This is a genomic window from Streptomyces sp. NPDC050548 (assembly GCF_044457385.1).
Classification (GTDB): domain Bacteria; phylum Actinomycetota; class Actinomycetes; order Streptomycetales; family Streptomycetaceae; genus Streptomyces.
This window is the reverse complement of record NZ_JBITGV010000011.1, coordinates 171,727-191,800: the sequence shown is the minus strand read 5'-3', so window position 1 is coordinate 191,800 and position 20,074 is coordinate 171,727. Positions and strand designations below refer to the sequence as shown.

At 71.7% G+C, this 20,074-nt stretch carries 16 protein-coding genes; 11 read left to right on the top strand and 5 right to left on the bottom strand.

Annotation, left to right across the window (positions count from 1 at the left end; genetic code table 11):
• Positions 1-8: 8 nt before the first annotated feature.
• Positions 9-2,384, bottom strand: coding sequence for a BTAD domain-containing putative transcriptional regulator (locus ACIBJH_RS28920; RefSeq protein WP_399119798.1), 2,376 nt, complete (start codon positions 2,382-2,384; stop codon positions 9-11).
• A 119-nt stretch (positions 2,385-2,503) separates the two neighbouring features.
• Here ACIBJH_RS28920 and ACIBJH_RS28915 point away from each other — a divergent pair, with 119 nt between their 5' ends.
• The 4 genes from ACIBJH_RS28915 to ACIBJH_RS28900 all read left to right on the top strand — a co-directional run bounded on the left by ACIBJH_RS28915 (position 2,504) and on the right by ACIBJH_RS28900 (position 5,138).
• Complete coding sequence (locus ACIBJH_RS28915) at positions 2,504-3,388, top strand: alpha/beta fold hydrolase (RefSeq protein ID WP_399119797.1); 885 nt, start codon at positions 2,504-2,506, stop codon at positions 3,386-3,388.
• Between the two features lie 64 nt (positions 3,389-3,452).
• A complete protein-coding gene (locus tag ACIBJH_RS28910) occupies positions 3,453-3,803 on the top strand; it encodes a DUF190 domain-containing protein (RefSeq protein WP_399119796.1) in 351 nt (116 codons plus the stop codon).
• Between the two features lie 31 nt (positions 3,804-3,834).
• Entirely contained in the window at positions 3,835-4,599 is a 765-nt protein-coding gene (locus ACIBJH_RS28905) for a hypothetical protein (protein ID WP_399119795.1), read from the top strand.
• Positions 4,596-5,138, top strand: coding sequence for a SixA phosphatase family protein (locus ACIBJH_RS28900; RefSeq protein ID WP_399119794.1), 543 nt, complete (start codon positions 4,596-4,598; stop codon positions 5,136-5,138). Before ACIBJH_RS28905 ends, ACIBJH_RS28900 begins: the two co-directional genes overlap by 4 nt.
• An 8-nt stretch (positions 5,139-5,146) precedes the next feature.
• Here the strand turns inward: ACIBJH_RS28900 and ACIBJH_RS28895 are convergent, their stop codons facing one another.
• Together ACIBJH_RS28895 and ACIBJH_RS28890 are read right to left on the bottom strand one after the other, a co-directional pair.
• Entirely contained in the window at positions 5,147-5,971 is an 825-nt protein-coding gene (locus tag ACIBJH_RS28895; RefSeq protein ID WP_399119793.1) for an SDR family oxidoreductase, read from the bottom strand.
• 5 nt (positions 5,972-5,976) lie between these two features.
• A complete protein-coding gene (locus tag ACIBJH_RS28890) occupies positions 5,977-7,962 on the bottom strand; it encodes an amino acid transporter (RefSeq protein ID WP_399119792.1) in 1,986 nt (661 codons plus the stop codon).
• Positions 7,963-8,087: 125 nt separating this feature from the next.
• Here ACIBJH_RS28890 and ACIBJH_RS28885 point away from each other — a divergent pair, with 125 nt between their 5' ends.
• Positions 8,088-8,714: a YigZ family protein gene (locus tag ACIBJH_RS28885; protein ID WP_399119791.1), complete on the top strand. Its 627-nt coding sequence runs from the start codon at positions 8,088-8,090 to the stop codon at positions 8,712-8,714.
• A 22-nt stretch (positions 8,715-8,736) separates the two neighbouring features.
• Here ACIBJH_RS28885 and ACIBJH_RS28880 read toward each other — a convergent pair whose 3' ends face one another.
• Together ACIBJH_RS28880 and ACIBJH_RS28875 are read right to left on the bottom strand one after the other, a co-directional pair.
• A complete protein-coding gene (locus ACIBJH_RS28880) occupies positions 8,737-10,710 on the bottom strand; it encodes a protein kinase (protein WP_399119790.1) in 1,974 nt (657 codons plus the stop codon).
• A 100-nt stretch (positions 10,711-10,810) separates the two neighbouring features.
• Complete coding sequence (locus ACIBJH_RS28875) at positions 10,811-11,539, bottom strand: IclR family transcriptional regulator (RefSeq protein ID WP_399119789.1); 729 nt, start codon at positions 11,537-11,539, stop codon at positions 10,811-10,813.
• An 81-nt stretch (positions 11,540-11,620) separates the two neighbouring features.
• On the opposite strand from ACIBJH_RS28875, the gene ACIBJH_RS28870 reads away from it, so the two are divergent.
• From ACIBJH_RS28870 to ACIBJH_RS28845, 6 genes are all read left to right on the top strand, one after another.
• Positions 11,621-12,979: an MATE family efflux transporter gene (locus tag ACIBJH_RS28870; protein ID WP_399119788.1), complete on the top strand. Its 1,359-nt coding sequence runs from the start codon at positions 11,621-11,623 to the stop codon at positions 12,977-12,979.
• Between the two features lie 438 nt (positions 12,980-13,417).
• The gene (locus ACIBJH_RS28865) at positions 13,418-14,980 is read left to right on the top strand and encodes an ABC transporter substrate-binding protein (protein ID WP_399119787.1); all 1,563 of its coding nucleotides are present in this window, start codon (positions 13,418-13,420) and stop codon (positions 14,978-14,980) included.
• Positions 14,981-15,022: 42 nt separating this feature from the next.
• Positions 15,023-15,946, top strand: coding sequence for an ABC transporter permease (locus tag ACIBJH_RS28860; RefSeq protein WP_399119903.1), 924 nt, complete (start codon positions 15,023-15,025; stop codon positions 15,944-15,946).
• Entirely contained in the window at positions 15,943-17,880 is a 1,938-nt protein-coding gene (locus ACIBJH_RS28855) for a dipeptide/oligopeptide/nickel ABC transporter permease/ATP-binding protein (RefSeq protein ID WP_399119786.1), read from the top strand. Before ACIBJH_RS28860 ends, ACIBJH_RS28855 begins: the two co-directional genes overlap by 4 nt.
• Complete coding sequence (locus ACIBJH_RS28850) at positions 17,877-18,704, top strand: ATP-binding cassette domain-containing protein (protein WP_399119785.1); 828 nt, start codon at positions 17,877-17,879, stop codon at positions 18,702-18,704. Before ACIBJH_RS28855 ends, ACIBJH_RS28850 begins: the two co-directional genes overlap by 4 nt.
• A gap of 30 nt (positions 18,705-18,734) precedes the next feature.
• Positions 18,735-19,985, top strand: a complete 1,251-nt coding sequence (locus tag ACIBJH_RS28845) for a serine hydrolase domain-containing protein (protein WP_399119784.1) — start codon at positions 18,735-18,737, stop codon at positions 19,983-19,985.
• The last annotated feature ends 89 nt before the right edge of the window (positions 19,986-20,074 follow it).

The window sequence follows — 20,074 nt, the reverse complement described above, 5'->3', positions numbered from 1 at the left end:
ACTCCCGCTCACCGAGGGCCCCGTAGTGCGGCGTCGAGATCGTCGAGGTACCGCGCGACGGGGCCCAGCGAGAGCAGACCGCTGCCCGCCCCGGCCAACTCGGCTGCGGCGGGCGCCAGTTCGTCCCTCGCGCGCTCCATCGTGTCCCGGTCGCCCACGGCGAGCGCCGCCCGCGCGGCCAGGCACCACAGCGCCTCGAACAGCAGGTCGCGCGGCGGGGCGGGCAGTGAACGCAGCGCGTTCCGGGCGTCGTTGGTCCGTCCCTGGGCCAGCGACACGAGGGGGCGGGCCCACGGTTCGTACGGCCCCCAGTCGATGTGCTCGCCGGTCTGCGCGGGCTGCCCGTACCGCACCCGCAGACACAGCAGGGCCAGCGGTAGCAGCCCGTGCTCCAGCCCGGGCATTCCGGCGCCGTCCAGCCGCCGCGCCGCATCCTGGTAGGCCGCCTCCACGTCCACCGGCAGCGCACTGCCACACTCGGTGAGCCGCACCACCCGGTACCACTGGGTGAACACGCCCACCAGCGGCAGTTCATGACGCTCCGCCAGCTGTTCTGCGGCTGCCGCGTGCCGGTCCGCTCCGCCGAAGTCGGCGAGGGCGCTACGAGCCTGGAGCCGAACGAGATGGCCGAGCACTTCGTGGGTGACGAGGCCGTGCCGGGCGGACAGGGCGACCAACTCGGCCCCGATCCGGTCCCGTTGCGGGGCGAGGCCGGCGCGGTGGAAGGTCTGCATGAACACCCCGTTGAGGGCGAAGGCCAGGAGCGCCGGGTCGTTGAGCCGGCGGGCGATGTCCTCCGCCTGCCGGGCGGCCTGGGGCCCGCGCGCGGAACGCGTACCCCGTGACTCCAGAGCGACCGTGGCCAACAGACGGGCCCGCACCGCGAGATGGACGTCCGGCGGGAGTACGGCAAGGGTGCGCTCGGCGGCGGCCACGGTCTCCGCCGCCAGCCGGGGGTCGTCGACACGGGTCCAGATCGCCGGGACGTCGTAGGCGCCGATCACCCGGGCGGTGAGTTCCGGGTCGCCCAGTTCGGCCGCCGCCGCGATCGCCGCGAGCCGATGCCCGCGGGCCGCCTCCAGCCCGCCGCCTCCGGTCACCGCGAGATCCCGCAACAGCCCCACCGCCGACTCCAGCCGCACCCGCGCACCGGCCGCCACGGTTCGGTCGTAGGCGGCGGTGGTGGCTGCCCACACCCGCTCCGCGGGACCGCCGACGGCTTGCGCCCGGGGTCGCTCCGCTGGGCCACCGTCTGCCTGGACTCGCGTTCGCGCGGGCGGGCTGCCGTCGGCTTGGGCCCGCGCCGACTCCGGCGGCTCGCCGTCCGGTGTGGCTCGGCTCCGTTCCTCAGGGCTGCCGTCCGTGTGCGCCCGCCTGTGCCCGAGTGGATCGCCGTCCCTGTGCGCCTGCGCCGGTTCGGGCGGGTCGCTGTTCGTCTGGGTTTGCGCCCGTTCCGGCGGGCTGCCGTCGGCTTGGGCTCGTCCCTGTTCATGGGGACTGCCGTCCGCCCCCACCTGCCCGTGCCCCCGCAGATGGCCGTCTCCCTGCGCCCGCGCTGGTTCCAGCGGGCGGCCAACTGTCTGCGCCCGCCCCCGTTCCTGCTGACCTCCGAGCCCAGGATCGAGGTGCGGAGCATGCGCCAGGATGTCCGACTCCAGGCGGCGCAGGGCCGGGCCCGGGTCCGCGCCGAGTTGTTTCACGAGGAGGGTGCGGGCCCGGCGCAGTACCGCGAGTGCGTCGCCCTGGCGGCCGGTGCGGTACAGGGACAGGGCCAGCAGTCGCCAGGCGTTCTCGCGCCACGGGTGTTCGGCCGCGTGCGCGTCCAGGTCGGGCACCGCCTCCGCGGCCCGGCCCAGGGCGAGTTGGGTCTCGGCCCGGCGTTCGACGGCGTGCAGGCGCAGCTCGGCGAGGCGGGAGCGTTCCGCGCGGGCCCAGGTCTCGGCGTCGAAGTCGGCGTAGGCCGGGCCCCGCCACCAGCCGAGCGCCTCCTCCAGGTGAGCCAGTGCCCGCGGCTCGGGCAGCTCTCCGGCGGTGGTCACCGCGCGCTCGAACCGCCACGCGTCCACGGCCTCCGGCGCGGCCCGCAGCGCGTACCCCGGTCCCTCGGTGACCAGCAGCCGGGCCGGCGCGCGCGGCGGGCGCTCCGGTTCCAGGGCCCGGCGCAGCGCGGCGACGAAGGTGCGCACCGCGCCCACCGCGTCGGCGGGCGGCTCCTCCCGGCCCGCCCACAGATCCTCGACCAGCCGTCCGACCGGGACGACCCGGCGCCGGGCCACGAGCAGCCGGGCCAGCACCGCGCGGTGTCGCGGCCCCCGCAGGGCGATCACGTCCCCGGCACCGTCCCAGGCCGTCACCGGCCCGAGCACCCCGAACGCGACCTCCATCACCGACCACCCTTTCCGGGGCATCGCCCCAGGTCACGGTAGCGCGCTCACCCGTTGCTCATCGGCGCGCGGCAGGCTCGGAGAGAGCACCCACAGCACAGACGAAAGCAGGGCGCACCATGCCACCGACCATCCCCGGCTTCACCTACCACCGCGTTCCCGTCGCGGACGGAGTGTCCCTGAACGCGGCCGTGTCCGGTTCGGGCAGTCCGGTCGTGCTGCTGCACGGCTTCCCGCAGACCCACCTCATGTGGCGTCATGTCGCCGCCGACCTCGCGGCCGACCACACCGTCATCTGCCCCGACCTGCGCGGCTACGGCGCGAGCGACAAGCCCGCCGAGACCGACGGCTCCGGCGACAGCTACGCCAAGCGCACCATGGCGAACGACATCGTGGCCCTCGCCCACACCCTGGGACACGATCGCTTCGCACTGGCAGGACACGACCGCGGCGCCCTCGTCGCCTTCCGCGCCGGACTCGACCACCCGGACACCGTGACCCACCTCGCCTGCCTCGACGTACTGCCCACCCTCGACATGTGGGACGTGCTGCACGGCGTCACCGCCGCCGTCGGCTTCCACCTCTACCTGATGGCCCAACCCCCGGGCCTGCCCGAGGAGTTGATCGCCGCCGCGCCCGACGCGTTCTTCGGCCACTTCCTCGACCTCTGGGCGAACGACCCACACGCGATCCCCGCCGACGTCCGCACCGCCTACCTGGACGCCTGCCGCGCCGCGGTCCCCTCGATCGTCGCCGACTACCGCGCCTCCGCCGGCGTCGACCTCGCCCACGACCAGGCCGACCGGGACGCCGGGAACCGGCTGCGGATGCCGGTCGCCGTGCTCCAGCAGGACTGGGGCGCCGCCCTCGGCTTCGACGCGGCGGCCCTGTGGCGCGACTGGGCACCGGATCTCCGGCACTCCACCGTGACCTGCGGCCACTTCATGGCGGAGGAGGCGCCCGCCGACGTGGCCAAGGCGCTCCGGGACCTGCTCGCCCGCTGACCGCGTTCCCCCTCGCCGACCCGCGCAGTACCGTCGGGACAGTCCCCACGGCAGGGGGTGCCCGATGCCCGCGCCCGACCCGCTCGCCGCACGGCTCACCGTCCATCTCGACGCGGCCGCGCTCTGGCACCACAGACCCGCATACGCCGAACTCGTCCACCGCGCCCACCGCGAGGGCCTCGCCGGAGCGAGCGTCTTCCACGGCGTGACGGGGTTCGGCACGGGCGCCGCCAAGGCCCGGCACCCCGGCAAGGCCCCGCACCTCCGCGATCACGGGCCCTGCCTGGTGATCATCGTGGACGACGAGCGACGGCTGCGTTCGTTTCTGCCGTGCGTGGCCGACGTGTTGGGAGAGACCGCGGCCGTCGCCACCCTGGACCAGGTGCGGATCCATGTGCCGGACAGCCCCGCGTGAACCCCGCCACTCCGGCCTGAACAGAGCGAACATGCGTGCGTACGGCCCTCCACCCGCCTACGCTCGGGCCGTGCTCCGCATCATCGACGCCCGAACCGGCGACTCCACCGAAGCCGCCCCCGCCCGCCGTGGCCTGACCAGGGTCGAGGCGCACGCGCCGGGCCTCGACCCCACGGCACTACGTGTCCTCCTCGTCGCCGACCTCCTCGTGCGCGCCCTCGAACTCGGCGGCACACCCGTGTGGGCCCTGCTCACCGGAGAACGGGACCAGGCCGAACTCCGCGCCGCCGCCGGTGCGTTGGGCATCCGCCCGTTCGAGGACGGCGGAGACCTCGGCTCCGGACTCGGCGAGGCCCAGGTCCTCCACGTGGCCGCCGGGAGCGAGGCGACACCCGGGGGAGTCCTGGTCGCCGTAGCGCCCGTCGCATCCCCTACGACCGCTGCCCCGGACCTGTCCGACCCGGGCGCGCTCCGTCTCGCCCTGCTCTCGCACCCACGGGACCTGCCCGTACGGCTCGACGCGGATGGTCTTGACGAGGCGCGGCGGACCCTGGCGCACTGGCGCGGGTCGGTCGCCGACTGGGCGCGGCAACCCTCGCGGCCGGTGCCCGACGAGGTGCGCGCCGAGCTGCGGAGCGCCTGGGAGAACGACCTCGACGTGCCCGCCGTGCTGGGGGTGTTGCGGCGCGTGGAGACCTGGCCCGACCTGCCGGACGGTGCCCGCTTCGAGACGTACGCCTACGCCGACCGGCTCCTCGGGCTCGAACTCACCCGTGACATCGGGTCGTTGGCGTGAACGCCCGCTCCGGGGCCCGCCCGTTGCGCCGACTGGTCGTGCTGCGGCACGCCAAGTCCGCCTGGCCCGAAGGCGTTCCCGACCGTCTACGGCCGCTCGCCCCGCGCGGTCTGCGTGACGCACCGGCCGCCGGGATCGCGCTCGCCGAGACGGACTCCCTGCCCGACCTCGCGCTGTGCTCCACGGCCGTACGGGCGCGCCAGACCTGGGAGTTGGCCTCGGCCGAGTGGGGCACCCCGCCGCCGGTGCGGTACGAACCGCGGCTCTACGCGGCCGATGTGGAGGATCTGCTCGACGCCGTACGCCAAGTGCCGCACGAGGTAGAGACGTTGCTCGTCGTCGGCCACAACCCCGGCCTGGAGGAACTGGTCCTCGAACTCGCGGGTGACAGTCTCGACGACGCGCTCGACGAGGTGCGGGTGAAGTTCCCGACGTCGGCGATCGCGGTCCTGGCCTGGCACGGCCGCACCTGGCGGGACCTCGCCCCGGGCACGGCCCTGCTGACGGGCCTGACCGTGCCGAGGGGCAAGAAGAAGTAGGCCCGGTTCTAAGGGAGTTGGAGGAACTCCCGCGCTCCGCGCAGCCGCGTGCCCAGCCGCTCCTGTGTCGCTCGGCTGTCCAGGCGGACGTCGAGGGCCATGGACGTGCCCTCTTTGCGCCCGGCGGGGAGCCGACTCGCGTCGAGTCCGTCGCGTCGGGCGATGAGCACACCGAGGTCGTGGCGGCTGAGGGCGTCCGGGCCGGCGAGATGGAACATCCCGGCCAGGTCGGAGCAGGCGAGTTCCAGCAGGGCGGCGGCCAGGTCCTCGACGTGCACCGGGCAGCGGACGACATCGGTGAACAGGACGCCCTCGCGGGCAGCGGCGGCCAGTTCACGCACCATGCGCTCGTGCGCGGAGCCGCCGTTGCCGATGATCAGCGAGGTGCGCGCGACCGCGGCGGCCGGTGTCAGAAGGCGAACGGCGGTCTCGGCGGCGGCCTTCGCCGCGCCGTACGGGGAGACCGGGTCGGGCGGGCACGACTCGTCGTAGGAGACGCGGGAACCGGAGAACACGGCGTCGCTGGAGACATGGACCAGGCGGCATCCGTGGCGTGCCGCCGCCATCGCCACGCGGACCGAACCGTCGGCGGTGACCGCCCAGTCGCTCTGTCCGCTGGTCGCGTTGATGATCGCGTCGGGTTCCAACTCGGCCAGGAGATCGCCGAGTCGGGTGTTCGTGCGGAGGTCGAGCCGGTGCCACGAAACATCCGGCGGCACGGTGTCGGGGCGTGCCGAGCAGTACGTCGCCGCCGTGGCCCAGCCCGCCGCGCTCGCCCGGCGTACGAGTTCCGTACCCAGGAAGCCGCTGCCGCCGACGACAAGGACTCGCACGGCGGTCAGCCGACGTGGACGCGGGGCCGCCGGTGCCGGTCCGGTTCCGCGCGGCGCAGTACCTCGCGGGTGACCGGCGCGACCTCCCCGTCGCCGAAGACGAGGAAACGGATCAGATGACTGACCGGGCTGCCCTCGGTCCAGTCGAAGTAGGCGTGCGGGACCTTGCCGGTGCGGTCCCGCAGGGCCAGCAGGACCGCGGCGATCGAGTTGGGCACCGTGGGACCCTCGACCCGAAGCCGCCGTACCCCGTACTTCTTGTCGCCGTGCACGGCGATGTCCGCGGTGAAGTCCGAGGAGTCGCGGACGATGACCTCCACGAAGAGCACCGGGCCACCCTCCGGGATGTGGGTGTGCTCGCGCTGGCTGTACTCCTTGGCGCGGTACTCCCGACTGCTGTGCTCCTGCGGCTCGTTGGCGATCAGCCGCAGGGGGCCGGAGCGGGCCGCCTCGTCGATGAACCGGGCCGCCGTGTCGTCGAACGTGACCTCGGCGGCCCGGAGTTCGAAGGCGCGGTGGATGCGCGAACCGAACGACGTCGCCAGGATCAGCACGATGAAGATCCCGGCGATCTTGATGCCGTCGGGCCGTTCGACGACGTTCGCGACCAGCGTGTACGCGAACACGGCCGTGATCGCGCCGAACCCGAGCGTCGCCTTCCGATGCCCCCGCTTGTGCACGGTGACCGTGGAGGCGAAGGCCGCCGAGAGCATCAGCACCAGGACGCCGGTCGCGTACGCGCCGCTCTGCGCGTCGACGCTCGCGTGGAACCAGAGCGTGATCAGCACGGCCGCCACCATGAACACGAGGACCAGGGGGCGTACCGCCCGCGTCCACTCCGGGGCCATGCCGTAGCGCGGCAGATAGCGCGGTACGAGGTTGAGCAGTCCGGCGAGTGCGGAGGCGCCCGCGAACCACAGGATCGCGATCGTCGAGACATCGTAGAAGGTGCCGAAGACCTGGCCCAGGTGCTCGTGCGCGAGATAGGCGAGGGCGCGGCCGTTCGCCGGGCCGCCCGTCTTGAAGGCGCTCTGCGGGATGAGGATGGTCGTCGCCAGGCTGGACAGCAGCAGGAAACCGGACATGACCACGGCGGCCGTGGTGAGCAGCTTGCGGGTCTCGCGGATGCGGCCCGTCGGCTTCTCCCAGGTGTCCGTCGTATCGCCCTTGACCTGCGGCATCACCGCCACGCCCGTCTCGAAGCCGGACATGCCGAGCGCGAGTTTCGGGAAGACGAGCAGGGCGACGCCGACCATCGCGAGCGGTGAGGAGTGCGCGGCCGTCATCGCGTCCGTCCAGTCGCCGATCTTCACGGGATGACTCAGCACTTCCCAGGCGGACACTGCCAGCACCACAAGGTTGAGCGTGAGATACACGCCCACCAGCACCACGGCGATCCCGATGGCCTCCCGGAACCCCTTGAGGAAGACCGCGCCCAGCAAGCCGACCAGCACCAGCGTGATCCAGGTGTTCTCGCCGTGCATCCAGCCCGGAGCGAACGGGTTCTCCACGACGTGCGCCGCCGCGTCCGCCGCCGAGAGGGTGACCGTGATCATGAAGTCGGTCGCCGCGAAGCCCAGGAGCACCAGGACGAAGATCTTCCCCGACCACCACGGCAGCAGCCGCTCCAGCATGGCGATCGACCCCTCGCCGTGCGGAGACTCGTGCGCCACCCGCCGGTACACCGGCAGCGCCCCGAGCAGCGTCAGCCCGATCAGCACGACCGTCGCGAGCGGCGACAGCAGTCCGGCCGCGAGTGCGGCGATGCCCGGCTGGTAGCCGAGGGTGGAGAAGTAGTCGACGCCGGTCAGACACATGACCCGCCACCACCGGTGCCCCTCGTGCTCCGGGTTCGGCGTCGCGTGCGGCCCCGGATGCCGGGCGCTCTGCTCGCTCAGCCCCTCCAGCAGCCAGGCCCGGCAGCGCTCGGCGGCGGACCCCGAACCGCCGGACTCCACGCTCTCCGTCGGGTCCACCTGCGCGCCGGTCATGCTGAGAACTCCCTGAGATCGGATCACCGTGCCCGCCACCGGGGCAACGAGCAGCGAGTATCCACCACATCGTCACCCGCACCCGGACCGGGGGCGACCCCTGACCCTGCGCATAGGCTGGCCGGATGCAGGACGAGTACCGCACAGTGGCCCGCCCGGGTGTGCACGAGACCGAGGTCAACCGCTCCCGCTTCCTGTGCGCCCTCGCCCCGGCGGCCACCGAGCAGGAGGCGCAGGACTTCGTCGCCCGGGTCCGCAAGGAGCACGCCGACGCCACGCACAACTGCTTCGCCTACGTCATCGGCGCCGACGCCGCCATCCAGAAGGCGAGCGACGACGGCGAGCCCGGCGGCACGGCCGGCGTCCCCATGCTCCAGATGCTGCTGCGCCGCGACATGCGGTACGTCGTCGCCGTCGTCACCCGCTACTACGGCGGCGTGAAGCTCGGCGCGGGCGGCCTCATCAGGGCCTACGGCGGCTCGGTCGGCGAAGCCCTCGACACCCTCGGCACCCTCACCCGCCGCCGCTTCCGGCTCGCCACGGTCACCGTCGACCACCAGCGGGCCGGCAAGATCCAGAACGATCTGCGCGCCACGGGACGCGAGGTCCGGGACGTCCGCTACGGCGAGGCGGTCACGATCGAGATCGGCCTGCCGGACGCCGATGTGGACGCCTTCAGGGCGTGGTTGGCCGATGCCACGGCGGGGACGGCGGGTCTGGAGCTGGGCGGAGAGGCGTACGGGGACGCCTGACCTCAACGGTGGTGACGGTGCGTCAGGAGTGCCAGTTCCAGACCTGGTTGGAGCTGCCCGCGCAGCCGAAGGTCTGCACCGGCTGACCGTCCTGCCCCGACTTGTCGGCCTCCGCGTCCAGACAGAAGCCGTCCGGGGCGCTGACCAGGGTCCCGGCGCTGCCCAGTCGCCACCGCTGCGCGCTCAGCCCGTCGCAGTTCCTGGCCCGGATCTTCGAGAAGTTCTGTCCGACCGTGTCGGCGTCGGCGTCCAGGCAGGCGTGGCTGCCCTGGTTGACGACGAGGTACTGGGACGCGTGGCCGGGCACGCGATACAGCGCCCACTTCTGGGCCGCCGTGCCGTCGCACCCCCACACCTGCACCGCGGAGACGCGGGCGTCGAGGCACCGGGCGACATCGACGGCGTGGACGCTCTCGGTGACCGTCACCGAACCGGTCCTGACCGGCCCGCGCTCCGTGCCGTACAGCAGCTTCATGGTCGGCGCGTCGACCGTCCCGCTCGGGGTGGTTCCGGCCTCGGTCTGGAAGGCCTTCACCGCGTCGGTCGTCGCCTGCCCGTAGTCGCCGTCGACGGTGACGTGCAACCCGTAGCCGGCGAGGAGGAGTTGGAGGGCCTTGACGCAGTCGCCGGGGGAGTGCGACGCGATCTCGGCGACGCAGGAGGCGATCCGGATGTCGAGGGCCGCGGGATCGTGGGTGTCCGGTGCCTTCGTCGGGTTCTGCGACGCCACGTTCCCCGTCCCCGGCAGGGTCGTGTCCGCGGTCGGTGAACTGCTCGGCGCCGAGGGCGAGTTCTCCGGTACGGCAGCCGCCGAGGAGGCAACTGGCCCGGCACCGGCCGATGTCCCGCTGCCGTCGTCGTGGTGCAGCAGCAGTGTCGCGGTGATGCTGCCGGCGACCAGGACGGCCGCCGCGGCGACGGCGCCCGCGACGAGTTTTCCGCGTCTCCCGGGCGCGAACCCCCGTTTCCCAGGGGCGACGTGGGGCTCGGCGGACGGCTCCGGGGGCGCCGCGACGGGACCGACGGAGGCGGAGATCGCGAGACCGGGGGAGGCCCCGCGCCGGGGATCCGCACGGGGCGGGTCGCCGACCGGCCCGGAGAGCTGATGCCCGATGGCCGTCCTGAACACGGCTTCGGGTGACGGCCGTTGCTCGGGGTCCTTGTCGAGGCAGACGCGGATGAACGCGGCCAGGTCCGTGTCGACGGCCGCCACTTTGTCGAGGGTCTCCTCCCGGGGCGGGTCGAAGGCCACCCGGTGCAGCACGTCGACGCCGGTGCCCTCGCCGAACGGCGCCTCCCCGGCGACCGCGTAGGTGAGCGTGGAGGCCAGTGAGAAGACGTCCGAGGCGGCGGTCACCTCCTGGCCGCGGACCTGCTCCGGGGACATGTAGGCGGGGGTGCCCACGTTCTGGCCGGTGGCGGTGATCGAGGTGCCGTCGGTGGCCTGGACGACACCGAAGTCGATGACGCGGGCGCCGTCGGCACCGAGGATGATGTTGGACGGCTTGAGGTCGCGATGCACCAGCCCGGCGCGCCAGATCGCCTCGATCGCGCGTCCCACGTCGCCCATCAGCCGCCAGGCCGCCGCCGCGTCGACCGGTCCGCGCGCGTCGACCAGCTGGTCCAGCGTGGGCCCGGGTATGTACGCGGTGGCGACCCAGACCAGGTCCTCGTCGCAGCCGCTGCCCAGCAGCCGTACGATGTGCGCCCCTCGGATGCTGTCCAGGGCGCCGACCTCGCGCTCGAAGCGCTTGCGGAACTGCGGGTCCTCCGCGTACTCGGGACGGATCACCTTCACGGCGGCCGGGCCGGTGGAGCCGGTGGTGTCGCGGCCGAGATAGACCCGGCCCATTCCGCCGCTGCCCAGTACCGACAGCAAGCGGTACGGGCCCGCCTGCCGGGGATCGCTCTTCCGCAACGGGACCTCGGGCGGCGGCTCCATCCCCGCCGCCGCATAGGCCATCGTCTCGGACCGACCGCGGTACTCGACTGGCATGGGAACCCTGTGTCTCTCGCGTGGTGCGTGTGACGTGAGATTAGCGCAGCTCCCTTGTGGGGCAGGGGAGTTGAGGGTTTCCTGTGGGGAGCCGGGCGCCTCAGGGGCGATCCGTGTCGCCGAGGCTGCGGGAGATCGAGCGGGCGCAGGTCCGCGCCGCGGAGACCAGGGAGGCGCGCACCGGGCCGTCCGCGCAGACCCGGTCGGCGGCCCCCGTGACGCTCACCGCCGCCACGGCGCCGCGCCGCCGGTCGCGGATCGGTACGGCGATCGACGCCGTGCCGTCCCCGGCCGGTCCGGGAACGCAGGCCCAGCCGCGATCCCTGACGGCCTCCGGACTGTCGGCGAGAGGGGGCGAACTCGCGTGCGGTGCAGGGGAATTGGCCGCGTAGGCGCCCAGGACCGCGCCCAGTGCCGTGCCGCCGAGGGGCACGACCGTGCCGGTCTCCAGGACCTGTGGTGTGTTGTCGGGGCGGAAGACGTGATGGACGATCAGCACGCCCGACCGGTGCGGCACACCCACGTGCACCGCCTCCCCGGTACCCCGGGCGAGGTCGTCGGCCCAGGCCAGGGCATGGGCCCGTAATTCGTGGGTCTGGAGGTACCTGCCGCCCAGCCGCGCCAACTCCGCGCCCAGCCCGTACTTGCCGGACACCGGATCCTGCTCGACGAGGCCCTCCTGTCGCAGGGTGCGCAGGATGCCGTACACCGTGCCCTTCGGCAGACCGAGCGAGGCGGCGGCCTCGGAGGGACCGAGCCGTCCCTCACCGGTGGCCAGCAGCCGTAACAGCGCGGCGCCTCGGGACAACGACTGGATGGGACCTGGCATGGAATGAGTGTGGCATGCATCAATGCCTTGCGGAGTGGGGTAATTGAGACGCCGGGGGACCGGCATACGGCGGTGGAGCGGATGAACAAGGGTGTGCTGAAAGCCCGTTGGGAACAACGGGGGCGGAAGGAGGGCTCCGAGCGGCGGGCGATTCTCGGGTTCAGCCTTCCGATGTCGGTCGCCAACTACGTGCAGCAGTCCTACCTGTTGGCCGACAGCGTCATCGTCGGCCACTACGTGGGGATCGGCGGCCTGGCCGCCGTCGGTGCCGCCCAGCCGATCTTCTATCTCGTCAACGCCGTCTTCCTCGGGCTGGTCGGCGGATTCGCCATACGGTTCGCGAGAATGACCGGATCCGGCCGTGCCGAGCGGCAACAGGACGCCGTCATCGGCCTCGCGGGCTTCACCGCGGTCTGGGCCGCGCTGTGCGTCGGACTGGTCTTCGCCGCCACCGGGTTCTTCCTCGGTGCCATGGGGATTCACGGCACCGTGGCCGACGGGAGCACGACCTATCTGCGGACCCTGTCGCTGGGATTCGCCGGCATGTTCGGCATCGGTGCGCTCGGCGGCTTCCTGCGCGGGCTCGGCGACTCCCGCACGGTCATGTACATCATGGTGTTCAGCAGCCTGCTCAACATCGTGCTCGCCTGGAGCTTCGTGGCCGTGCTCGGACTGGGACTGCGTGGCGCGGCCCTGGGGACGGTGGCGGCGAGTTCGCTGGCCTTCGTGGCCGGCCTCGTCCTGGTGGCCCGCCGACACGGCATCCATCGCTACCGCAGCAGCCCGCGTGACCTGGCCCGGCAGGCGGGCTCGGCCCTGCGCCTCGGCTTCCCGGTCGGCATCCAGCACGTCCTGCTCTCGCTCGGCACCATGGTCCTGACCTCGCTGATCGCGCCGTTCGGCACGGCCGCCATCGCGGCCTTCAGCATCGCCGCCCGGTTGGAGGCCCTCGCCGGACGCTTCTACCTCGACCTGTCCGGCGCGGTGACCGTCTTCGTGGCCCGGCACACGGGCGCCGGGGACGCCGAACGGGCCCGGCGGGTCCTGCTCGACGCGCTGCGGATCTGCCTGTGGGCGACGCCGGCGGAGTCCCTGCTCGTGATCCTGCTGCGGCACGGCATCGCCGCCGCGTTCACCACCGACGAGCAGGTCCGCGCGATCGTCGGCTCGTACATCCTCATGACGTATCCGTTCTTCCTCCTCTACTCGGCGATGGCGGTCGTCCACGGCTTCCTGAACGGCATCGGCCGTACCGTCTTCCCCCTGGTCTGCACGATGCTGTCGTTCCTAGTGGCCCGCGTCCCCACCGCGTCCCTCCTGAAGGGGCCGCTCGGCCTGGACGGCATCATCTGGGCGGTACCCGTCGGCTGGTTCATCGGCCTGGCCTACACGGCGTTCGCGGTACGCCGGTATCTCAAGGAGCCGCGCACCATTGCGTAGCGGGGAGGGGCGAGGGAACCGATCGCGTAGGCCCGCGGCCCCTCGAACGGGGTGGGCCGCGGTGTCCCGATGTGTCCGGCGGTCCGTTCAGCGGACTGCTGTCTTTCCGGGAATGCGGCGGCCGACCGAATACTGGGCGAACTTCGATACGCAGGGCCCCACCCCCTGCTCGGCCCGACCTCCACAAGAGTGGGCCGAACAGCGGTTCCACTCCTAGGCTTGCAGCTCACAACAGCACGGTTCGCGTGTTCCCCGTTCAGTCGGGACACGCTCCGCGGTTTCCGGACGCCGCCGTACGCAGCTGTACGGCGTGACCGTCCCGCCGCCCCTCCATCCCCGCGGACTCACGCAATGGAGCGGCCACCACGACGGTGGCCTCCTTCCCCACGCCCGGTGAACCCCGCGTTCCCGTTCGATGCCTCAACGCCGGAGGTTCAGATGTCTCGTTCGCGTCTCACTCTCACAGTCACAGCCGGTGCCGCCGGGCTGGCGCTGCTGACCACCGCGTGCGGCGGTGGAAGCAGCACCTCGTCCACTCCCGCGAAGGCCCAGGACCCCAGCGTCCTGACGGTCGCCTCGGCCATCGCGCCCAACAGCCTCAACCCGGCTCTGGGCGGTTCCTCCGACCCACAGCAGTACTTTTTCGAACTGGCGTACGACACATTGATCCGTCAGGCCCCGAACGGGAAGTACACGCCCGCCCTCGCGACCAAATGGGGCTTCGTCGGCTCCGGCAGCAAGACCTTCGACCTCACCCTGCGGTCCGGTGTGAAGTTCAACGACGGCTCCGCACTCACCGCCGACGGCGTGAAGAAGTCGCTTGAGTACTACGCCAAGGCCGGCGGCCCACTGGCGGCCGACCTGGCCCCCGTCGCATCGATCGACGTCACTTCCCCGCTCTCCCTCCGTATCCACCTCAAGACGTCCGACCCGCTGCTGCCGCTCTATCTCTCCAGACCGACCACCGGAGAGATCATCAGCCCCACCGGCCTCGCCAAGACGAGCGAACTGGGCACCACCACCCACGGCGCCGGACCGTACATGATCGACAGCTCGGGGACCGTCTCCGGCCAGACCTACACCTACGTCCCCAACCCCACGTACTACGACAAGTCGCGGGTGCACTGGAAAAAGGTCGTCGTCAAGGTCATCAAGGACACGAACACCACGCTCAGCGCCTTCCGCTCCGGTGAGGTCGACTACGCGCTCGGCGACTCCACCACCGCCAAGGGCGCCAAGTCCGCCGGATTCCAGGTCCTTTCGAGCCCCTACTCGATCATGCAGCTGATGATCCAGGACCGGGCGGGCACCATGGTCAAGGCCCTCGGTGACCTGCGGGTACGGCAGGCCATGATGTACGGCATCAACCGGGACTCGATCGCCAAGGCCCTGTACGGCTCGTACGCCAAGGGCTGGGACTACCCCGTGCTCGCCGACACGAGCGGCTACACCCAGGGCAGCGAAGGCAAGTACCCCTACGACGTCGCCAAGGCCAAGAAGCTCCTGGCGGCGGCCGGCTACCCCAACGGCTTCAGCATGTCCATCACCGTGAACCTCACGGGCGTAGGGGAGTCCCAGGCCGCGGAGGCCTTCGCCGCGGAGATGGCCAACATCGGCATCAACGTCAAGATCAACGTCCCGGCCAACGTCAACGAGCTGTTCTCCACCTACGCGAAGTTCCCGGCGATGATGTTCGACTACGGCGCCGGCATCGCCCCGCCCTACGCCCAGGGCAACGACCTCCTCTACAGCTGGGGCAACCCGCTCAAGGTCAGCGACAAGCAGCTCGACACGCTCTACAGCGCGGCGGCCTCCGCACCTTCCGCCGCACTCCAGGAGCAGGGCTGGCAGAAGTTCGAACAGCGGCTGTCCGACCTGTCCTGGACGATCCCCATGGTCTCCATGGAGAAGATCGTCTACGCCCGGCCCGGTCTGAAGGGCATCGACCTCTCGGCCACCAACCTCACCCCGGACCTGACGTCCCTGTACGCCGCGAAGTGACCCTCCCGAGAAAGGCACCCAGTCATGTGGCGAACCAGCGGAATGCGGATCGTGCAGGCTGTACCCCTGCTGCTCTTCGTCTCGGCGCTCACCTTCTTCCTCCAGCTGTTCATCCCGGGTGACGCCGCCCGGTCCATCGGAGGCCTGACCGCCTCACCCCAGGCGATCGCCGCGCTGCGGCACCGCCTCCACCTCGACCAGCCGGTCTGGGAGCGCTACTGGGCCTGGCTCAAGGACGCCGTCCACGGCGACCTCGGACGCTCGATCAGCAACAACGAATCGGTCTCGGGCACCCTCAACACCCGGTTGGGGGTGACCCTCTCCCTGGTGATCGCGACCACGCTGCTCGCCCTGGTCGTCGGGGTCGTCCTGGGCATGGCGAGCGTGCGTGGCGGGCGCGCCACCCGGCTCGCCGCGGACAGCGCGTCCATCGCGGGCATGACCATCCCCGCCTTCTGGGTCGGTCTGCTGGGCATCTGGGTCTTCAACACCCGGTTCGACCTGCTGCCCGCCAACGGCTACGTGTTCTTCGGGACGTCCGCCGGCGGCTGGGCGCGCTCACTGGTCCTGCCGGTGGCCGCCCTGGCCTTCGCCCTGGTCACGGTGATCGCCAAGCAGACCCGCGAGCAGTTCGCCGACGTACTGGGCCGCGACTTCGTACGGAACCTGCGTGCCAACGGTGTCAGCGAGCGCTCGATCCTCTTCAAGCACTCGCTGCGGCACGTCTCCGTCACCGTCCTCACGGTGGCGGGCAACAACCTCATCGGACTCCTCGGCTCGGCCGTGGTGATCGAGGAACTCTTCGGCCTGCCCGGCCTCGGCAGCGCGGCGGTCACGGCCGCGTCCAGCGGCGACATTCCGGTGATCCAGGGAGTGGCGGTGTACTTCACCCTCATCGTGGTCGGACTCAATCTCCTGCTCGACCTCGCCATCGGCTGGCTCAACCCACAGGCGGTCGCCGCATGAGCACACCCCAAGTCCCCCTCGTCCGCCGCGCGTTGGGCCGCCCGCGGATCATGATCCCGGCCGTGATCCTGGTCCTGGAGCTGATCGCGTCGTTCGGCGCGAGCTGGCTCGCGCCCTACCCGCCCCAGCAGGCGGACTTCGCCGCCGCACTGAGCGGCCCCAGCGCGAAGCACCTGCTGGGCACCGACCGCCTCGGCCGCGATGTGCTGTCGCGGCTGATGTACGGCGGCGCGGACACGTTCCGCGAGATCGCGATCGCCGTACTGATCACCCTCGTGATCGCGGTCCCTCTCGGCCTGGTCGCAGGACTGCGCCGGGGCCGCATCGACGCGGTGCTGATGCGGCTGGCCGACGTGGTGATGTCGATCCCCGGCATCATCCTGCTGCTGATCGTGCTGGCCCTGTTCTCGCAGAGCATGACCGCGGCCATGATCGTGATCGGCCTGCTGTCGGTACCCGGCATGATGCGGGTCGTCCGGTCCGCGTCCCTCACCGTCGGCCGCGAGACCTACGTCGCCGCGGCAAGGGTCTCCGGGCTCGGCACCTGGCGGGTGGCCCGCCGGCACGTGCTGCCCCGGATCACCGGTCTGATCCTGGTCAACGCGGCCCTGGCCTGCGCGAACACCCTGCTGATCGCGGCCGGCCTGAACGCCATCGGCCTCGGCGTGAAGCCGCCCGCCCCGTCCTGGGGCGGCATGATGGCCGACGCCGCGCAGACCCTCAACCAGAGCCTCTGGCTGGCCATCCCGACCGGCGGTCTCGTCGCCGTCACGGCCGCCGCGCTGATCGTCCTCGGCGACGGCCTGCGCGACACGCTCGCCGAACGCTGGTCCGGCACCTCGCACGCGACAACGACCCGGCACCGTAAGGCAGTTACCGCCCCGGTGGCCACCGCCGCGGCGCCGGAGTCCGACGACGCCTGGCTGCTGGCGGAACCGCATCCGGTCGTACGGCTCACCAAGGTGACCGTCACCGCGGAGACCGAGCACGGTGAGGTCGAGCTGATCAGCGATGTCAGCCTGGCCGTGGGGCAGGGCCGTACGGTCGGACTGGTCGGCGAGTCCGGCTGCGGCAAGTCCATGACCGGGCTCGCCGTGCTCGGCCTGCTGCCGAACGGCGCCCGGGTCTCCTCGGGCACGGTCGAGATCGACGGCGTGGACGTCGGATCGTTCGGTCCGGCCCAGTGGCGGGAACTGCGCGGCGGAACCATCGCCTTCATCTCGCAGGAACCCATGGTCGGCCTCGACCCCCTGTTCACCATCGGCCAGCTGCTGCGCGAGGCGGTGCGCACCCACGAGAAACTGTCCCGCAAGGACGCCACGCTCCGCGCCCGTGAACTGCTCGCGCAAGTCCAACTCCCCGACCCCGACCGGGTGTTGAAACTGCGCCCGTCGCAGATCTCCGGCGGTATGGCACAGCGCGTCTCCATCGCGGTCGCGCTGGCCGGACGCCCGCGCATCCTCGTCGCCGACGAACCGACCACCGCGCTAGACGTCACCGTCCAGCGCGAGATCGTCCAACTGCTGCGCACCATCCAGCGGGACACCGGCATGGCCCTGCTGATGATCAGCCACGACTGGGACGTCATCGCGGAGGCCTGCGACACCGCCCTGGTCATGTACGCCGGCCAGGTCGTCGAAGCCGGTCCGACGGAACGCGTCATGACCGCGCCCCTGCACCCGTACACCCGCAAGCTGCTCGCCGCGAACCCGCGCCTGGCGACGGTCGGCGAACCCATCCCCACCATCCCCGGCACCGTGCCGCCCCCGGGACAGTGGCCCGTCGGCTGCCACTTCGCCGACCGCTGCCCCGACCGGGTCGCCCGCTGCACCGAGGCCCCGATCGCCCTGACCCAACCCGACGACCAGGGCGTCGCCCGCTGCGTCCTGATCGGCGAGGAACTGGGCGAAGAACTGCTGGAGGTGTCCTCGTGAGCACGCAAGCAGCCGACAGGGCTGAGGCGAGCGCGGCCGGTCGGCCGCTGCTCGACATCCGCGACCTCTCGGTGTCGTACCACCGCCGTGGCAAGGGCACCCCGGCCATCCGGGACGTGTCCCTGGACATCCGGCCCGGCGAGACCGTCGCGCTGGTCGGCGAATCCGGCTCCGGCAAGTCCACGCTGGGCCGTGCCGTGCTCGGGCTGACGGCCGTCACCCAGGGCACGATCCTGTTCGACGGCGAGGACATCACGCATGCCGCCGGCGCCCGGCGCAGGGAGCTGAGCAAGAGCGTCCAGGCCGTCTTCCAGGACCCCAACGGCTCGCTCAACCCGGCACTGACCGTGGGCCAGACCCTGGCCGAACCGCTTCTGGTGCACTCGCGCGACGAACGGTCCGTCGTCCAGCAACGAGTACGGGAGGTGCTGGAACTGGTCGGGCTCCCGGCCGAGGCGGCCGACCGCTACCCGCGCCAGTTCTCCGGCGGCCAGCGGCAGCGGATCGCCATCGCCCGGGCCCTGGTGATGGCGCCGAAGCTCATCGTGTGCGACGAGCCGGTCAGCGCGCTCGACCTGTCCGTCCAGGCCCAGGTCCTGAACCTCTTCACCGACCTCCAGCGGGAGACGGGCGTCAGCTACCTGTTCATCTCCCACGACCTCGCCGTGGTACGACACCTCGCCCAGCGGATCGTCGTCCTGTACCGCGGTGACGTGGTGGAGCACGGCACGACCGAGGAGGTCTACGCCGACGCCCAACACCCCTACACCAGAAAGCTGTTGGCGGCGGCCGGGGTGCAGAGCGCAGCTCCCGCCACCCCTTGACCCCCCCAACTCCCGTACACGGAGGCCCACATGCAGCAGTTCGCCGAACGCTTCGGCGTCACCAAACCCCCGGAGCGGTCCGGCTTCAGTGCCGAACGGCTGGGCCGGATCACCGAGTTCTTCGACCGGCAGACCGAACTCGGCGTCATCCCCGGCTGGTCGGCGCTCGTGGCCCGCGACGGGGAACCCGTGTACGCGGCGGGCGGCGGACTCCGCGACCTCGAACTCGGCCTGCCGGTCGAGCCGACCACCCTGTGGCGCCTCTACTCCATGACCAAACCGGTGACGTCCGTCGCCGTCATGATGCTGGTGGAGCACGGCCTGCTCGGACTCGACGACCCGGTCGGCGCGTACATCCCCGAGTTCACGGACATGCGGGTCTACGACGGCGGGTCACCGGGGAGTGTGCGGGTGCGCCCGGCCGCCCACCCGGTGACCGTGCGCCACCTGCTCTCGCACACCGCCGGGCTGACCCTGGGGCTGGCCCACATGAACCCCGTCGACGCGCTGTACCGCGAGGCGGGCCAGGACGTCCTGCCGCTGCCCGGCGCGACACTCCAGCAGATGTGCGCCGACGTCGGCGCCCTGCCGCTGCTGTTCGAACCGGGCACCGCCTGGAACTACTCCCTGGGCGTCGACGTACTGGGCCGGATCATCGAGGTGGTGAGCGGGGAGAGCCTCGACACCTTCATCGAGTCCCACGTGCTCGGCCCGCTCGGGATGACCGACACGACGTTCGCGCTCGCGCCCGAGCGGGTGCCGGACCTGGCCGAGGTCTACAGCCCGGACCCCGCATCGGGCCGGCTCGCCGTGAACCAGGAACTGCGGCCCACCTTCCGCGAACCGGCGCCGTTCCCGTCCGGCAGCGGTGTCCCCGGACTGGTGTCGACGCTGGAGGACTACCACCGCTTCGCGGCCATGCTCGTACGTGGCGGAGAACTCGACGGCGAGCGGCTGCTCGGCCCCCGGACCCTCGCGCACATGACCGCCAACCACCTGCCGGGCGGCGCCGAGATCAACTCCTTCGGGCTGTACCCCGACGACGAGCACCGGGGCTGCGGATTCGGGCTGGGCTTCTATGTCATGACCGACCCCGTGGGCGCGGGTTCGTTCGGCAACAAGGGGGAGTTCGGCTGGTCCGGCGCGGCCAACACCCACTTCTTCGTGGACCCGGTCGACGGGGTCACGGCGGTCTTCTGCACCCAGGTCGTCACCTGGGGCACACACCGCACGCCGATCCGCCGCCAGTTGCGCAACCTCGTGTACCAGGCCATGACATAAGGGGCGTTCGACGTCGACATAAGGGATATTCGCGGCGTCTTGCGTGGCGGGGCGGGCGCGAACGTGTGGCCGTGGTGAAGCAGGGGGGC

Bases quoted from the DNA above. Each gene is read 5' to 3' on its own strand.
- ACIBJH_RS28915 (WP_399119797.1), top strand. From the start codon at position 2,504: ATGCCACCGACCATCCCCGGCTTCACCTACCACCGCGTTCCCGTCGCG.
- ACIBJH_RS28910 (WP_399119796.1), top strand. From the start codon at position 3,453: ATGCCCGCGCCCGACCCGCTCGCCGCACGGCTCACCGTCCATCTCGAC.
- ACIBJH_RS28860 (WP_399119903.1), top strand. From the start codon at position 15,023: ATGCGGATCGTGCAGGCTGTACCCCTGCTGCTCTTCGTCTCGGCGCTC.
- ACIBJH_RS28845 (WP_399119784.1), top strand. From the start codon at position 18,735: ATGCAGCAGTTCGCCGAACGCTTCGGCGTCACCAAACCCCCGGAGCGG.
- ACIBJH_RS28865 (WP_399119787.1), top strand. From the start codon at position 13,418: ATGTCTCGTTCGCGTCTCACTCTCACAGTCACAGCCGGTGCCGCCGGG.
- ACIBJH_RS28880 (WP_399119790.1), bottom strand. From the start codon at position 10,710: ATGCCAGTCGAGTACCGCGGTCGGTCCGAGACGATGGCCTATGCGGCG.
- ACIBJH_RS28890 (WP_399119792.1), bottom strand. From the start codon at position 7,962: ATGACCGGCGCGCAGGTGGACCCGACGGAGAGCGTGGAGTCCGGCGGT.
- ACIBJH_RS28870 (WP_399119788.1), top strand. From the start codon at position 11,621: ATGAACAAGGGTGTGCTGAAAGCCCGTTGGGAACAACGGGGGCGGAAG.
- ACIBJH_RS28920 (WP_399119798.1), bottom strand. From the start codon at position 2,384: ATGGAGGTCGCGTTCGGGGTGCTCGGGCCGGTGACGGCCTGGGACGGT.
- ACIBJH_RS28905 (WP_399119795.1), top strand. From the start codon at position 3,835: ATGCGTGCGTACGGCCCTCCACCCGCCTACGCTCGGGCCGTGCTCCGC.
- ACIBJH_RS28875 (WP_399119789.1), bottom strand. From the start codon at position 11,539: ATGCCAGGTCCCATCCAGTCGTTGTCCCGAGGCGCCGCGCTGTTACGG.
- ACIBJH_RS28855 (WP_399119786.1), top strand. From the start codon at position 15,943: ATGAGCACACCCCAAGTCCCCCTCGTCCGCCGCGCGTTGGGCCGCCCG.
- ACIBJH_RS28885 (WP_399119791.1), top strand. From the start codon at position 8,088: ATGCAGGACGAGTACCGCACAGTGGCCCGCCCGGGTGTGCACGAGACC.